12 protein-coding genes are annotated in these 15,759 nt (G+C 64.3%); 4 read left to right on the top strand and 8 right to left on the bottom strand.

The window, feature by feature from the left end; translation table 11 throughout:
• Window positions 1-154: 154 nt before the first annotated feature.
• Window positions 155-2,011: a flavin monoamine oxidase family protein gene (locus tag D8767_RS02875; RefSeq protein ID WP_016712405.1), complete on the bottom strand. Its 1,857-nt coding sequence runs from the start codon at window positions 2,009-2,011 to the stop codon at window positions 155-157.
• 210 nt (window positions 2,012-2,221) lie between these two features.
• Between D8767_RS02875 and D8767_RS02870 the strand changes: the two genes are divergently transcribed.
• The 3 genes from D8767_RS02870 to D8767_RS02860 all read left to right on the top strand — a co-directional run bounded on the left by D8767_RS02870 (window position 2,222) and on the right by D8767_RS02860 (window position 5,029).
• A complete protein-coding gene (locus tag D8767_RS02870; RefSeq protein WP_016712406.1) occupies window positions 2,222-2,713 on the top strand; it encodes a hypothetical protein in 492 nt (163 codons plus the stop codon).
• 79 nt (window positions 2,714-2,792) lie between these two features.
• Complete coding sequence (locus tag D8767_RS02865; RefSeq protein WP_016712407.1) at window positions 2,793-4,199, top strand: adenosylmethionine--8-amino-7-oxononanoate transaminase; 1,407 nt, start codon at window positions 2,793-2,795, stop codon at window positions 4,197-4,199.
• A 110-nt stretch (window positions 4,200-4,309) separates the two neighbouring features.
• Window positions 4,310-5,029 carry a 16S rRNA (uracil(1498)-N(3))-methyltransferase gene (locus tag D8767_RS02860; protein WP_016712408.1) on the top strand — a complete coding sequence of 240 codons (720 nt, stop codon included), beginning with the start codon at window positions 4,310-4,312 and terminating at the stop codon, window positions 5,027-5,029.
• On the opposite strand, the gene D8767_RS02855 is transcribed toward D8767_RS02860, so the two are convergent.
• The 7 genes from D8767_RS02855 to D8767_RS02825 form a co-directional block, all read right to left on the bottom strand.
• Window positions 5,030-5,647 carry a hemolysin III family protein gene (locus D8767_RS02855; RefSeq protein WP_016712409.1) on the bottom strand — a complete coding sequence of 206 codons (618 nt, stop codon included), beginning with the start codon at window positions 5,645-5,647 and terminating at the stop codon, window positions 5,030-5,032.
• Between the two features lie 61 nt (window positions 5,648-5,708).
• On the bottom strand, window positions 5,709-6,182 hold the full coding sequence (locus D8767_RS02850) for a chemotaxis protein CheW (protein ID WP_016712410.1): 474 nt from the start codon (window positions 6,180-6,182) through the stop codon (window positions 5,709-5,711).
• Window positions 6,175-11,124, bottom strand: coding sequence for an Hpt domain-containing protein (locus D8767_RS02845; RefSeq protein WP_016712411.1), 4,950 nt, complete (start codon window positions 11,122-11,124; stop codon window positions 6,175-6,177). The genes D8767_RS02850 and D8767_RS02845 overlap by 8 nt, the downstream gene beginning before the upstream one ends.
• Before the next feature lie 9 nt (window positions 11,125-11,133).
• Window positions 11,134-13,173, bottom strand: coding sequence for a methyl-accepting chemotaxis protein (locus D8767_RS02840; protein ID WP_223623663.1), 2,040 nt, complete (start codon window positions 13,171-13,173; stop codon window positions 11,134-11,136).
• A gap of 47 nt (window positions 13,174-13,220) precedes the next feature.
• Entirely contained in the window at window positions 13,221-13,775 is a 555-nt protein-coding gene (locus D8767_RS02835; protein WP_012274550.1) for a chemotaxis protein CheW, read from the bottom strand.
• Complete coding sequence (gene pilH, locus D8767_RS02830) at window positions 13,772-14,137, bottom strand: twitching motility response regulator PilH (protein ID WP_016712413.1); 366 nt, start codon at window positions 14,135-14,137, stop codon at window positions 13,772-13,774. Before pilH ends, D8767_RS02835 begins: the two co-directional genes overlap by 4 nt.
• Before the next feature lie 47 nt (window positions 14,138-14,184).
• The gene (locus D8767_RS02825; RefSeq protein ID WP_016712414.1) at window positions 14,185-14,586 is read right to left on the bottom strand and encodes a PleD family two-component system response regulator; all 402 of its coding nucleotides are present in this window, start codon (window positions 14,584-14,586) and stop codon (window positions 14,185-14,187) included.
• Between the two features lie 153 nt (window positions 14,587-14,739).
• Here D8767_RS02825 and gshB point away from each other — a divergent pair, with 153 nt between their 5' ends.
• Window positions 14,740-15,693: a glutathione synthase gene (gshB, locus tag D8767_RS02820; RefSeq protein WP_016712415.1), complete on the top strand. Its 954-nt coding sequence runs from the start codon at window positions 14,740-14,742 to the stop codon at window positions 15,691-15,693.
• Window positions 15,694-15,759 lie beyond the last annotated feature (66 nt).

Below are 15,759 nucleotides of genomic sequence, written 5' to 3'. Positions count from 1 at the left end.
AAGCGGAAAAAATTGCTTCGGATTATCGATAAATCCGATAGTTATTCTGTAACCTTCCCATTAAGGAAACATTAACGATAGCCGGGGTGTTCAAGGTTGCCAGTGCCGGCCTGTTCGCGGGTTTACCCGCGAAAGGGGCGGCACTGGCAATAAATCAACCCGCCTTGGCCTGGGTATTGGCCACAGGTTTCTTGGTCGGTTCGGACTTGGCCGTTGCCTTCTTGGTCTCGGCAGGCTTGTGCGCGGGCTTGTGCGCCGGCGCATGCTTGGCCGGGGCCGCCTTGGTCGCTGCTGGCTTGGCAGCCGCCTCCTTGACCACAGGTGCAGGCGCAACCGGTGCCGGCGCGGCTTGTGGAGCTGGCGCGGGTGCCGGCGCCACTTCCTCAGCCTTGGCGATCGGCTCTGCCTTCGCTTGCGGCTTGTCCGCCCCGCCAAACAGGCGCTTGAAGAAGCCCGGCTTGTCCTGCTTGGCCTCTTCGACCTTTTTCGGCTCCTCTTTCACTGGCGCCTTGTCAGCCTTGTCGGACGAACCACCGAACAGATTGGAGAAGAAACCACCCTTGCTTTGCTTGGCGGCCACCGCACCAGCTGCCGCTGCCGCCGCAACCGGCGCCGCTTTGGCCGGGTCGAACGACTTGCCGGCCAACAGGTCCTGCACCTGGCTGGCCGCACGCTGGCCGCTGCGCAGGGCGCCTTCCAGGGTGCCAGGGTACAGGGCATCGGTATGCTCACCGGCAAAGGTGATGCGTTGCACCGGGCGCTCCCACAAGCGCCAGTACTTGCTGATCTGCCCTGGGCCATAAGCCAGGTAGGCGCCGCCGGTGCCGGCGTCGGTGCTGTAGCGCTTGAGCTCGTAACCGGTAAACGCACCACGGGCCTGTGGGTAGAACGCATGCAGGCGGATCAGCACCTGGTCGACCATCTGCTTGTCGCCAAATGCCTGCAGCAGGCGGGCGTTGTCGCCGGACAGGTTGATCACCACGTTGGCGCCGCCCTTGAGTGCAGGCTCGATCCACAGCATGCCGAGGCCGGCGTTACTGAAGATTTCGCCCGACATGCGTGCGCGGCTTTCCCACACGGGCTTCTTGAACTTGAGCATCAGCTGGTCGCGCCAGCCATAGTTGGTGCCCTTCAACGCTGCCAGGTGCTGGTTGTCCAGGCCCGGGGTCATCTGGATCTTGGCCAGGGCGCGCAGCGGCACGGCCATGACCAGGTAATCGGCCTGGTAGCCCACGCTGCCGACTTTTACCGTTACCCCGTCCTTGTCCTGGACAATGGCGGTGACCGGCGAGCTGGTCTTGATGGTTTTCAGCTGTTTGACGAAAGCCTGGGCCAGCACCGGGCTGCCACCCGGCAGGCGTGCGGCACGCAGGTCGCGGTCGCTGACGCCACGGTACACGCGGTTCTGCTGGGCGAAGTACAGCAGCGAGAGGCGTGACGGCTCATCGTAGCGGGTACGGATCTGCTGGTTGACCAACTGACGGGCCGTGGCCGGCAACTGCAACTTGTCGAGCCAGGTGGAGACGTTGATCTGGTCGAGGGCAAACAATGTGCTGGTTGCCTGCGGGTTCAGCGGGTCGTCGATGGAGCGGGCCAGGTCGTCGAGGGTTTTCTCGTAGCGCTTGAGTGCTTCGGCGGTAGCAGGCTGCTTGGTGGCCAGGTCGGTGGCGCTGAAATACTCGCCGTCGATCAGGTAACCGGGGGTACGCACGAACTCCGGCGCCGGCAGTGTTTCAAGCTTGAAACGGTCCAGGTACTGGTTAAGCACCGGCTGCGCCTTGGCGTTGCCGATCCATTCGCTGGTGGCCAGGCCCGAACGCCCGCCCATGCCCGACTTGGCTTCCAGCAGAGTCACCTGCCAGCCTTTGTTCTGCAGCTCGTAGGCTGCCGTCAGGCCTGCCAGGCCGCCGCCCACCACAATTGCCGTGGGCGTCTTGTCCTTTGCCAGCGCGGCGCCGCTGGACACACCAATCAATACCAACGCGCACAGGCGCACCCAAGCAGCAGCCATGTCGGCGAACTCCGAGTCAGAGGTTACAGATACGGGAAGAGGCAGGAATGCCCCGAGAGAGATGCGTTAAGAATACGTCACCTCCGCCAACCCTGCCAGCGCAGTGACATCAAGTGCTTTTGGCAACTGACATTTTTGCCAGTAGCCCGGTCACACAGCGGCAAGTGAAACTGACGAAGGTGGCCAGAGCCCCGCCAGGAGGGCACGAACATGATCTTCGAGGAGCACTTTCAACACGTCGAACGGCAGTTTTTGTGGCACAAGCAAACGCTTCGAACAGCCTCTGGCCTGAGTATCCGCTCCAACAGCACCTCATGGACCGGCTTTCATGAAGCGTTCAAGGGCGAAGACGGCACCGAACTGGTCATTGGTGAGCACAGCGATGTGGAGATCACCTTCGCTCAGGAAGTCGCATGCCTGCGGCTGGAGTACTATGTGGTCAGCGATTTCCTCTGTGACGACCTGAACATGCTGTTCGATGCCGACAATAATGACTACGACCTGATTGCTCCGGCGCCGCGCCACTTCTACTGGCTCACCCTGGAAGGCTACGGCGTCCGTGACCTGCGCCCCGGGCCTATTGCGACGTCTCCCTATCACCAGGTGATCGATGGGCCTTTCCGGCGGCTGACCATCTCCACCTCGCAGGCAGGGACCGTACACATCCGCAAGCTTGAATGGACCGGCACCCACCGCCATTGAACGCAAGCGGTTGTCGTGCCCTGCGGCATTGCTTAGGCTTACGCGGTCGAACCACGCCGCAAAGCCAGGAGAAGTGCCCATGGGCCTCAATGATCAGTGGATGCAACGCGACCTCAAGGTCCTGTGGCACCCCTGCACCCAGATGAAAGACCACGAGCAGCTGCCGCTGATCCCGATCAAGCGCGGCGAAGGCGTGTGGCTGGAGGACTTCGAAGGCAAGCGCTACCTGGACGCGGTGAGCAGCTGGTGGGTCAACGTGTTCGGCCATGCCAACCCGCGCATAAACCAGCGCATCAAGGACCAGGTCGACCAGCTGGAACATGTGATTCTGGCCGGTTTCAGCCACCAGCCTGTGATCGAGCTGTCCGAGCGCCTGGTGGCCATGACCCCAGCCGGGCTCGACCGGGTGTTCTACGCCGACAATGGCTCGTCGTGCATCGAAGTGGCGCTGAAGATGAGCTTCCACTACTGGCAGAACGTCGGCAAGCCAGGCAAGAAGCGCTTCGTGACCCTGACCAACAGCTACCACGGCGAAACCATTGCCGCCATGTCGGTGGGCGATGTGCCGTTGTTCACCGAAACCTACAAGGCGCTGCTGCTGGACACTCTCAAGGTGCCCAGCCCCGACTGCTACCTGCGCCCCGAGGGCATGGGCTGGGAAGAGCACTCGCGCAACATGTTCCAGGCCATGGAACAGACCCTGGCCGAGCATCACGCCTCCATCAGCGCCGTGATCGTCGAGCCACTGATCCAGGGCGCTGGCGGCATGCGCATGTACCACCCGGTGTACCTCAAGCTGCTGCGTGAGGCCTGCGACCGCTACGACGTGCACCTGATCCACGACGAGATCGCCGTGGGCTTTGGCCGCACCGGCACGATGTTCGCCTGTGAACAGGCGGGCATCCGCCCGGACTTCCTGTGCCTGTCCAAGGCGCTGACCGGTGGTTACCTGCCGTTGGCCGCCTGCCTGACCACCGACAAGGTGTACCAGGCGTTCTACGACGACTACCCGACCCTGCGCGCGTTCCTGCACTCGCACAGCTACACCGGCAACCCGCTGGCATGTGCTGCAGCGCTGGCGACCCTGGACATCTTTGAACAGGACAACGTGATCGAGGCCAACAAGGCCTTGGCTACGCGCATGGCAACGGCGACTGCACACCTGGCCGATCATGCTCACGTTGCCGAAATTCGCCAGACCGGCATGGCCCTGGCCATCGAGATGGTCAAGGACAAGGCTGGCAAGGTTGCCTACCCGTGGCAGGAGCGGCGCGGCCTGAAGGTGTTCGAGCATGCCCTGACCCGCGGCGCCCTGCTGCGCCCGCTGGGCAGCGTGGTCTACTTCCTGCCGCCTTACGTGATCACACCCGAGCAGATCGACTTCCTGGCGGAAGTGGCCAGTGAAGGCATCGACATCGCTACCCGGGAAAGCGTCAGCGTTGCGGTGCCGGCCAACTTCCACCCCGACTTCCGCGACCCGGGCTAGGCCCGGCAGTTCGCCACATCACTTTTCCTGTGGGAGCGAGCGCGCTGCCTGCTTCGCGGGCATGCCCGCTCCCACAGGGGATCTGCGTCTCTCTTCTACCGAGCAAATCCATGAGACTGTCCCGCTTCTTCATCGACGCCCCCCTGAGCCTTGGCGAGCACGACCTGCCCGAAGCCCAGGCCCACTACATCGGCCGCGTACTGCGCATGGCCCCCGGCGACGCCGTGCAGCTGTTCGACGGCAGCGGCCAGGAATACCTCGGCCAGTTGCTCGAAGTGGGCAAGAAAACCGTACGCGTCAACCTCGACCAGGTACTGCCTGGCCAGGCCGATTCGCCACTGCATGTACACCTCGGCCAGGGCCTGTCCCGTGGCGAGCGCATGGACTGGGCGATCCAGAAAGCCACCGAACTGGGCGCCAACGAAATCACCCCGATCGTCAGCGAGCGCTGCGAAGTGCGGCTGAAGGACGAACGCGCCGACAAACGCCTGGCCCACTGGCGCCAAGTGGCAATCAGCGCTTGTGAACAATGCGGTCGCTCGACCTTGCCCGTCATTCACCCGCCGATCACGCTGGCCGAGTGGCTGAACAGCACCAAGGCCGACCTGAAACTGGTACTGCACCCGGTGGCCGAGCCGCTCACCAGCCACGACAAGCCTGCCAACCTGGCCTTCCTGATCGGCCCCGAAGGCGGCCTGAGCGAAGGCGAAGTCGAGCACGCCAAAGCATCCGGCTTTCATGCCGCACGCCTCGGCCCACGGGTGCTACGCACCGAGACCGCGCCAGTGGTGGCGCTGTCGGTGGCACAACAGCTTTGGGGCGATTTTTAACTAGCGTACGTAGAACGACACCGCCACGAAGTGCATGAGGCTGCCGGCGATCACGAACAGGTGCCAGATGCCGTGCCCATGGCGCAAGCGGCTATCCAAGGCGAAGAAGATGATGCCGACGGTGTAGAACACCCCGCCGGCAGCCAGCCAGGCAAAACCGGCAGTGCCCAGCGAGTGGAGCAATGGCTTGACCGCCACCAGCACGATCCAGCCCATCACCGCATAGATGATGATCGACAGAACCCGCGCCTCGGAGCGCGGTTTGATCTCTTGCAGCATGCCGATTACCGCCAGCCCCCAGACCACGCCAAACAGGCTCCAGCCCCAGGGGCCGCGCAGGCTGACCAGGCAGAAGGGTGTGTAGCTGCCAGCGATCAGCAGGTAGATCGACAGGTGATCGAGCTTGCGCATGATCACCTTCGCCCGCCCGCGGGTGCTGTGGTACAGGGTGGAGATGCTGTACAGCAACAGCAGCGTGCTGCCGTAGATGGAGAAACTGACAATCTTCCACGGGTCGCCTTGCAGGCCCGCGACCACGATCAGCCAGATTGCACCGATACAGGCCAGGACAGCACCGACCAGGTGGGTCCAGGCGTTGAAGCGTTCACCGTAATACATGCAAACACAGACCTCCTGAGGTGGGCTGGGTTCCTCATTCCGTCAGTGACGGCCCTGAATCTTACCCAAACTGAGGTTGCAGTTCCGCGTCACGCACCAGCCTTTCCAGCCCGGCCAGGTCAGGCACCCGCGCCACCTGCTCGCCCACCTGCACCGCCGCCAGCTCCAGGCGCCCCAGCGCCACATCCACATAATTCAGCTGGCTGTCGAGCTTGCACGAACGCGGAATGTCCTGCAGCAACAGCGCCAAATAGCGCAGGCCGGTGTCGCCCAAAGCATTGAGCACCACAACCCGCGCCCGCTCGCCGCACGGCGTCTCGCCACCACACGCCGCTTCGAACCCGATCAGCGGCAGGCGCTGCTTTCTCCAGTCGATCCAGCCCAGGTGCCAGGCCGGCTCACCGCGTTGGCACACCAAATTGCGCTGGCCGCTCAACTCGGCCACCGCCACGTTGGGCAATACCAGGGTGCGGTCGCCCAAGGGCAGCAACAGCCCGGTCAGGCTGCTGCGCTGGCCGGCAATCAGTTCAAGCATGAGGCTGGCTCCAGTGTGCAATGCTCTGCAGCAACAACGACTCCTGATACGGCTTGCCCAGGTATTCGTTGACGCCGATGGCCATGGCGCGGTCGCGGTGCTTCTGCCCGGTACGCGAGGTAATCATGATGATCGGCAGGTCTTTCAGCCGCGCGTCACGGCGAATGCGGGTGGCCACCTCGAACCCGTCCATGCGCGGCATCTCGATATCCAGCAGCAACACGTCCGGACGGTGCTCTTCCAGCAAGGCCATGGCATCGACCCCGTCCTTGGCCGTCAGCACGCTCATGCCGTGGCGTTCCAGCAAGCGACTGGTAACCTTGCGCACAGTCACCGAGTCGTCCACCACCATCACCAACAATGCGCGGCGCGGCACCGGGCCGAGCAACTGGCGTGGGGTGCCGCCACCGGGCAAACGAGCCAGGCGCCGCTGCTGGCCGCGCAGCTGGCCAAGCAGGTCGAGAATCAGCACGACCCGGCCATCGCCCAGCAGCGTCGCCCCCGACAGCCCGGCAACGGCAGCAAACTGCGGCCCCAGGCTCTTCACCACGATTTCGCGGCTGGGCGACAGGCTATCGGCTTGAATGGCGAACGATTGCTCCTTGGCATGCACCAGCAGCACTGGCAACGGCACACTCTGCCCCAGCAAGGCCGGGCGCGGCAGGCCTTGCAGCAACTCGCCCAGGTAACGCAGCTCGTATTCATGGCCGGCATAAACATAGCGGGGCGGGTCCAGTTGATAGCACGCCGCCAGCTCTGCCGGCGGCACACGGACGATGCCCTCGATGGTATTGAGCGGGATGGCGTACTGCTCCTCACCCAGGTGCACCATCAGTGCCCGGTTGATCGACACGGTGAACGGCAAGCGTATCAGGAAGCGCGCGCCCTTGCCCTGAGCCGACTCGATGCTCATCGAGCCCCCCAGTTGCTTGACCTCCTCGTGCACCACGTCCATGCCCAGGCCGCGCCCGGAGATCTGGGTGATCTTCTCGGCGGTGGAAAAACCCGGGCGCAGGATGAACTGCAGGATCTCGTGATCGCTCAACTGCGCCTGCGGGTCCAGCAAGCCGCGCTTGATGGCCTTGCGCCGCACCGCTTCAAGCGGAACGCCAGCACCGTCGTCGGTCATTTCGATCACGATATCGGCGCCTTCGTGCAGCAAATTCAGGTGGATGGTGCCCTGCTCCGGTTTGCCGGCGGCCAGGCGTGCTTCGCGGCTTTCCAGGCCATGGTCGACGGCGTTGCGCAGCATGTGCTCAAGCGGTGCCACCATGCGCTCAAGCACACTGCGGTCCAGTTCACCTTCGGCGTTGCCGACCACCAGTTCGACCTGCTTGCCCAGCTCGCTGGCCACCTGCCGCACCACGCGCTGCAAGCGCGGCACAAGGCGCTCGAACGGCACCATCAAGGTTGCGGTCAAGCCTTCCTGCAACTGGCTGTTCACCCGCGCCTGCTGCTGCAGCAGGCTGTAGGCCTCCTGGGCACGCTGAGCCAGGGTTTCCTTCAGGTCGAGCAAGTCCGAGGCGGACTCGAACAAGGCCCGCGACAACTGCTGCAACTGTGAATGGCGGTCCATTTCCAGCGGGTCGAAATCATCATAGGCATCGCCTTCGAACTGCTGGCGGCTGGAGATCCGCCCTTGGGTCTCGATGTCCAGGCGCAACAGCTGGTCGCGCATGCGCTCAAGGGTGGTTTCCATCTCGTTGAGGGTGAACTGTGCATCGTTGACTTGCTGCTCGATGCGCCCACGAATGATCGAATGCTCACCCGCCAGGTTACCCAGGTCGTCGAGCAACTCGGCATCGACCTTGACCATGTCGCCTGGCGCCCGCTCTGGCGCTGCTGTCGGCACCTCACTAGCGGCGGCTTCGACCGGCCCCTGGCCGGCAGCACTGTCGGTCAGGGCCGCGCTGCTGAAGTTGCGGATATAGTCGATCAGCGCCGTGGCGGCATGCAGTGGCTGCCCCAGGCGCACGGCATCGAGCATGTGCGCCAATCGGTCGTGGCAGTTCTGCAACAGCGCGAACAAAGGCGCGCTCGGCGGCAAGCGGCCGGCAGCCAGCAGTTCGTACAGGAACTCCAGTTCGTGAGCCAGGTCACCAATGGGGGCAATTTCGACCATGCGCGCCACACCCTTGAGGGTGTGCAGGTCGCGCATCAGGTTGTCTACCTCGACGCTGCTGCGCGGGTCGGCCTGCCAGCGCGCCAAGGCTGCGGCGGCGCTTTCGACGATGTCCGAGCTTTCTTCGAGGAACACTTCCAGCAGCTCTTCGCCTGGGCTTTCCGGTTCCTCAACCAAAGGCTCGGTCACGTCAGGCAGCTGCGGCTGATGGGGCAGCCCCAGGCCCAGGGTATCGGCCACGTCCATGTCCGGGTGCAACGGCGTGACCGTGTCGATGCCCACCAGGCCAGTGGCCTCTGGCGCCAAGGCTTGGTCCAGCAAGTTGCGTAGACCGTCGACCGTTTCTGACCGTGGCGCGACGTCCTGCCCGGCCGCCACTTCATCGAGCATGTCCAGCAGGGCTTCATGGGCGCGCCGGGCGTGGGCGAAGAAGCGTGCATTGGCAGGCAGGCTGCCCTCTTCAACGGCGCCATACAGGTCCAGCAAGGCCTCGCACACATCATCCATCTGCCACATGTCGGCCAGGTGCGCGGCGTGGCCCAGGGTGGTCAGCTGGTCGAGCAGGGTGTCCAGCGCATCACGCTGCCCAGGCTGTTGCTGCCAGCGCGACAGCAACGCCTCGGCATCGAGCAGGATATCCATGGCCTGGGCCAGGAAACTGGCGACCAACTGCGGGTCGCGCTTGCCGCGCCGGACATGCTGCGGGTCGTCATGCAAGCTGGCCAGGCGTGCGTCTACGGCCTGGCCAACCTGTTCGATCAGCTCCGCAGCACCAGCGATGGCGGCCAACGGAGTGCTGTCGAGTTGCGCCAGGCCCAGGTGGAACAGCGAGCGTGCGGCTTCCAGCCATTCGATCTCGGCCATTTGCAGGGGGAGTTGGTGGCCCTTGTACTCACGGGCCAGGCGGTCGAAGGCAGTGGCCAGCTCGGCGACCGGCATCAACCCGGCCATGGCAGCACTGCCCTTGAGCGTATGCAAGGCGCGCTGCAGGCCATCGCTGACCGGCGTATCGTGGCCGTCTGCGCCCTGCAGAAATACATCGAGGCTGGCGAGGTGGCCTTGCGCCTCCGTGCGGAAAATATCCAGCAGCTGCGGGTCGAGGCCATCGATATCGGCAGCACCCGGTGCGTCGTTTTCTGCCAGGGCATGCAGGTGCCCAGCCAACTGTTCGATTTCGGTCAGTTGCGGCAATTGGCCAGCCGCAAAGTCGGCCAGCAAATCGGGTAGGTGGACGAACACTTGCTGCAGGGCCACCACGCCTTCCGGGCTCAGCACGCTACGGCCCTCCAGCACCCGGTTCAGCAGGTGCTCGGCGCCCCAGGCCAGCTCGGCCACCGCTTCGGCATGCACCATGCGGCCGCTGCCCTTGAGCGTATGCAGCGCACGGCGCACTTCCCCCAGCGCCTCGCGCTGCTGGTTGTCGGCACGCCAGCGCAGCCAGTGCCGCTCGATCTCCGGCAGCAACTCGCCGGCTTCATCGAGAAACACCTCGCGCAACTCGTCATCGATGCCGTCGCCATTGGCATCCAGGCCTGCACGGGTGTCGGCCTGCGCACAATACACGCCCAGCGCTGCCAGGCTTGCACGGGCCATGTCGATGAACGGCTGAGCATCCGCCAGCGGGTCGGCCACCCGCCATTGCAGGTAGCATTCAGCGGCACTCATGGCCTCACCCAAGTGGGCCAGCTCATCGGCGGGCGGCTCTACATCCAGGTGCTGCAACCAGCGCTGCACATAGCTGGCGCAGCCGGCGAACAGCTCGGCTACGGCGGGCAGCATCAACATGGCCAGCGCGCCGCGAATCTGCTGCAACAGCCCCGGCAACGGTTGCAGGCGTTGGCGCGGCCAGTCGGACTCCAGGTAGTCGCCGATCAGGTCCTTGGCCTGCTGCAGTACGTTCAGCGATTCGTTCAGCACCAGTTGGCGTATCTCGGCCAGGTCCGAGCCTGGCAGCCCGCCCTGCCCGTTTTCTTCCAGCGGACCGACCATGCCGTTCAGCGAAGCCTCCACGTACAGCAAGGCGCCCGCCACATCCATCAGTACCGCGTCGTCCACCACGCGCTCGCCCTGGGCCAGGGCCTGCAGCGCCAGCACCTGGTCGATGATGACCCGCCGTGGTTGCTGGAAGCCCAGCACAGCCAGGGTATCGGCCACATGGCGCAGCGGCGCCAGCAGGGCATCGAGCTGCTCGCTGTGCTGGCGGTCGCTGCGCACGAACTGGTCCAGGCGCTCCTTGATGCGCATCAGGTCGTCGCACAGCGCGGTCACCACCGAGCGCAGGGCATCGCGGCCCGGCCCGGCCTGCAATTGTTCACGCCAATTGCCCAACGACAGGTCAAGGTTGGCCAGGTCGTCGGCGCCGGCAAAACGCTGTGCTGCACCGCTGATCAGGCTGGCTTGGGCCAAGGGCTCGATACCTCGGCAGGCACGTAACTGATTGAGCAGCGGCAGCATCACCAAGGGCAGATCGTGGCGGGCACCGCGCAAGCGCTCAAGGTACGAGGGCAATTGCTCCAGGCCACGGAACAACGCCCCCAGGCAATCGCCCCGTGGGCTGACCTGGCCGTCGGCCAGCGCCTTGGCGAACAGTTCCAGCTCTTCGGCCAGGCGCGTCGCTCCGCGCAGTTCAAGCATGCGCAGGCAACCATGTACCTGATGCAGGTTGTCGACCACGAAGGCCAGCATCGACAGGTCGCCCGGTTCGCCGGCAAAACGCTCCAGCGCCTGGCGCGCCTGGCCCAGGCAGTCGAGGATGGCAGCCTTGGTCCAGGCCAGCGCTACCGTGTCGTGGCGCTCGGGACTTACAGCAGCAGAAGCCATGGGCACTCCTCAGCGCGGCGCATCGGTGGGGCTTTGTGCAGGTGGCGGCAGGGTGAAACCGGACACCGAACGGCGCATCTCGCTGGCCATGCGGGCCAAGTGGCGGATGCTGTCGGCGGTGGCACCGGAGCCGGCGGAGGTTTGTGCGGTAATCTGCTGGATCACCGCCATGGTGTGGGAAATCTGCCCGGCCGACGAGGTCTGCAACTGGGCAGCGTCAGAAATGCTGTGGATAAGATCGGCCAGGTTCTGCGATACCCCTTCGATCTCGGCCAGCGCCACCCCGGCATCCTGCGCCAGGCGAGCGCCACGCACCACTTCGGCGGTGGTCTGCTCCATGGAGATGACTGCCTCGTTGGTGTCGGCCTGAATGGTACGCACCAGCGCCTCGATCTGCCGGGTGGCCGACGACGAGCGCTCTGCCAGGCGCTGCACTTCGTCGGCCACCACGGCAAAACCACGGCCAGCCTCGCCGGCCAGCGAGGCCTGGATCGCCGCGTTGAGGGCAAGGATGTTGGTCTGGTCGGCAATGTCGTCGATCAGGCTGACGATGTCGCCGATTTCCTGAGAGGACTCGCCCAGGCGTTTGATCCGCTTGGCGGTGTCCTGGATCTGCTCGCGAATGTTGTCCATGCCGTTGATGGTGTTATGCACCACCTCGTTGCCCTTGTTGGCAATGGCTACCGAGCGCTCGGCCACCTTGGCCGATTCGTAGGCATGCGCCGAAACCCGGTCGATCGACTCGACCATGTCGCCGACCGCCTCAGAGGCCTCGCTGATCTGCTCGGCCTGGTGTTCGGAAGCCTTCGCCAGCTGGCGGGCGGTGTTCTGGGTGTCCTGTACGGCAGCGGCAACCTGCACGGCGCTATGGTTGATGGTAGCGACCAGGTCGCGCAGCTGGTCCACGGAATAGTTGATCGAGTCAGCAATGGCGCCAGTGAAGTCTTCGGTCACCGATACGGTCACGGTCAGGTCGCCGTCGGCCAGCTCTTCGATTTCATCCAGCAGACGCATGATTGCCTGCTGGTTGCGTTCGTTCTTTTCCGCGGTTTCGCGCAACTGGCGGTTGGTGGTGCGCACCATGACCAGGCCGATGAGGATGATCGAAGCCAGCGCCAGCAGGCCCAAGGCATAGCCGCCAACGGTATCGAGGGTGCGCCCACCGGCCAGGTTCTCGAAACCATTGGCCAGGTGGGATGCCTCGTCCAGCAGGGTTTGCGACAGGCTGAAAATGTTGCCCGCAGCCTCACGCACGCGGAACAGTTCGGGCGAGGTTTCGAGAATTTCGTCGACCGAACCCGCGACGAACTGGAACAGTTCGGCGATTTCGGCCAGCCGCGCACGGGCGTCGGCGTCCTCGACACGGGTTACCTGGATGGCCGCGTTACCACTGAGCATCCCCTCCAGCACCTGACCAAAGCGCCCGGCATCGCGGCCAAAGGCATCAGCCGCCTGAGCGGCGGTATCATCACCCGCCAGCACGGTGTTGACCGAACCGAGGATGCGCTCGGCCAGCAACAGCTGGCGCTGCGCCACCGCCACCTGGTTGGCCGGAGCGCCGCTTTGCAGCAGAATCTCGACCACTTTTTCATATTCCACCTGCAACTGCGGCACGGTTTCGGCCAGCGTCGCCGCCACCTGGTGCAGCGACAGCACGGTCTGTTCACTGGCCAGGATGGTGTCGGTGTTCTTGCGCAGGTTTTCCCAGTCGCGGCGTACCGCCTCCATCTCGTCTCGCACCGTAGGCGGCGCAGCCGGCAACCCGGTGGACTTGTCACCCTGGCGCAGGTAGCCCCAGCGCCGCTCGAAGTCGTTGCGTGCATCCGACAGCAGCTTGAAGGCCAGGGCCTTACCGGCGGCGGCTTCGGTGGCGTTCTTGGCAATGCGCTGTGACAGCACCCGCAGCTCGCCGGCATGGCCGATGTACTGCTTGTCGTAGTTGGACTGGGTGTTCAGGTAGGCAAAGTTGGCGAACAGCAGGATGATCGACAGGATCAGGATCAGAAACAGCACGGTGATCTGCGCGATGCTGCGGGTACGTGGGGTCACGGTGGTGGCTGTGACGGGGGCGGCAGGCTTGTTCACGTTCGCAGGTCCTATAACGCCACATCAAGAAAGCCCGGCGCCTGGGCCAGGGCGAAGGGGCTGAAGATTGCCCAGTTGCGTTCACGCGGGAAATGCCCCTGCACGAAGCGTGCAGCGGCGCGGATCAATGGCTGCGGCGGCGACAGCTGCAGGCTGTCGAGGGCGAAGTGTTGCAGGCCAAGTACCTCGTCCACCAGCAAACCGACGAACAGGTCGTCGTGGTCCAGTACCAGCACCCGCCGCTGCTTGCCCGGAGCGGCGTGGCCCAGGCCGAAGAAACTGCTCAGGTCCATCACCGGCAACAGCCGGCCACGCAGATTGGCAACCCCGCATACCCACGGTTGCACACCCGGGACGCGGCTGCTGCGCGGTTCGCGCAGTACCTCGGCCACCTCACCCATGGGCGCGACGAACCACTGCCCGGCGATGCGAAAGCCTATACCGCTCCACTGTTGCAGGCGGTTGTCCTGCGGGGGCTGGTCGGCGACCAGCAGGCGGCAGCGCCGGTCGATGTCCAGCAACAACTCGAAGGCGGTCAGCGACGCGCCTTGTGGGCGGGTGGTCAAGCCCCCAGCACTTCTTTGAGCTTGGCGATCAGCGCGTCTTCTTCCACCGGTTTGGTCAGGAAGTCACGGGCGCCCTGGCGCGTGGCCCAGATGCGGTCGGTTTCCTGGTCCTTGGTGGTGACCACGATCACGGGGATGGCGGCGGTTTCCGGGTCCTTGCTGAGCTGGCGGGTGGCCTGAAAGCCGTTCATGCCGGGCATGACGATGTCCATCAGCACCGCGTCCGGCTTGTCCTGCCGGGCCAGGGCCACGCCATCGGCACCGTTGCTGGCCTTGAGCACCTGGTAGCCGTGCTTTTCCAGCCACTCGGTCAAGCGGTACATCTCTGTCGGCGAGTCGTCGACAATCAGAACTCGGGCCATGCTGTTTCCCCATCAGGAAAGTAAGACCGTGCCATGGCGGGGCACGGTCAGGGTGCGGGTTGTTGGGTTGCGACAAAACCGGGCACGTGGGCGCGGATCGCATCGAGCAGTTCTTCTTTGCTGAACGGCTTGGTCAGAAACTGATCAGAACCGACCACCCGGCCGCGGGCTTTGTCGAACAGGCCGTCGCGCGACGACAGCAGGATGACCGGCGTGTCCTTGAAAGCACTGTTGTGCTTGATCACGGCGCAGGTCTGGTAGCCGTCCAGGCGCGGCATCAGCACATCGACGAAGATGATACCGGGCTGGTGGTCGACGATCTTGGCCAGGGCATCGAAGCCATCGCTGGCAGTGATCACCTCGCAGCCCGCTTCACCGAGCAACATCTGTGCGGTGCGGCGGATCGTGCGGGAATCGTCGATCACCATCACCTTCAGGGGTTGTTCCATAGACGCCTACCAATGGAAATTAGCTGCATTTTTAGCACACTCCGGGTGGCCATTCCATCTGCGCCGCCCCTTGACCGGCGGCGTTCGCGGCGCCACCCTGAGCCACTTTTCTTTCGAGCCATCGCGGCACCTGCCGCCAAGAGGAACCACCCCATGAGCGTACGCCTCGGCATTGTCATGGACCCCATCGCGTCCATCTCCTACAAGAAGGACAGCTCGCTGGCCATGCTGCTGGCCGCCCAGGCACGCGGCTGGAGCCTGTTCTACATGGAACAGCAAGACCTGTACCAGGGCGAAAGCAAGGCACGCGCCCGCATGCGCCCGCTGAAGGTGTTTGCCGACCCGGCGCACTGGTTCGAACTGGGCGAAGAGCAGGACAGCCCCCTGGCCGAGCTGGACGTGATCCTGATGCGCAAGGACCCGCCGTTCGACATGGAATTCGTCTACAGCACCTACCTGCTGGAACAGGCCGAGAATGATGGCGTGCTGGTGGTCAACCGCCCGCAAAGCCTGCGCGACTGCAACGAGAAGATGTTCGCCACGCTGTTCCCGCAATGCACCACGCCGACCTTGGTCAGCCGCCGCCCGGACATCATTCGTGAGTTCGCGGCCAAGCATGTTGACGTGATCCTCAAGCCGCTGGATGGCATGGGCGGTACGTCGATCTTCCGTCACCGGGCTGGCGACCCCAACCTGTCGGTGATCCTGGAAACCCTGACCGCGCTGGGCACCCAGCAGATCATGGCCCAGGCCTACCTGCCGGCCATCAAGGACGGTGACAAACGCATCCTGATGATCGATGGCGAGCCGGTGGACTACTGCCTGGCGCGCATCCCGGCCAGTGGCGAAACCCGTGGCAACCTGGCCGCCGGCGGCCGTGGCGAGGCCCGCCCATTGACCGACCGCGACCGCTGGATTGCCGCCCAGGTCGGCCCGACCCTGCGCGAAAAGGGCCTGCTGTTCGTGGGCCTGGACGTGATCGGCGATTACCTCACCGAAATCAACGTCACCAGCCCTACCTGCATCCGCGAAATCGATGCTGCCTACAACACCGACATCGGTGGCAAGCTGATGGATGCCATTGATCGCAAGCTGAAGGCGCGCTGACAGCCAACGCGAAGCAAACGCGTAGAGTGGGGTATGATGCCGGTCCTATTCGACTGAGCTGCTGCC

This window comes from Pseudomonas sp. LTGT-11-2Z, from assembly GCF_003691445.1.
Taxonomy (GTDB): Bacteria; Pseudomonadota; Gammaproteobacteria; order Pseudomonadales; family Pseudomonadaceae; genus Aquipseudomonas; species Aquipseudomonas monteilii.
This window is presented reverse-complemented; position numbering and strand designations above follow the sequence as displayed.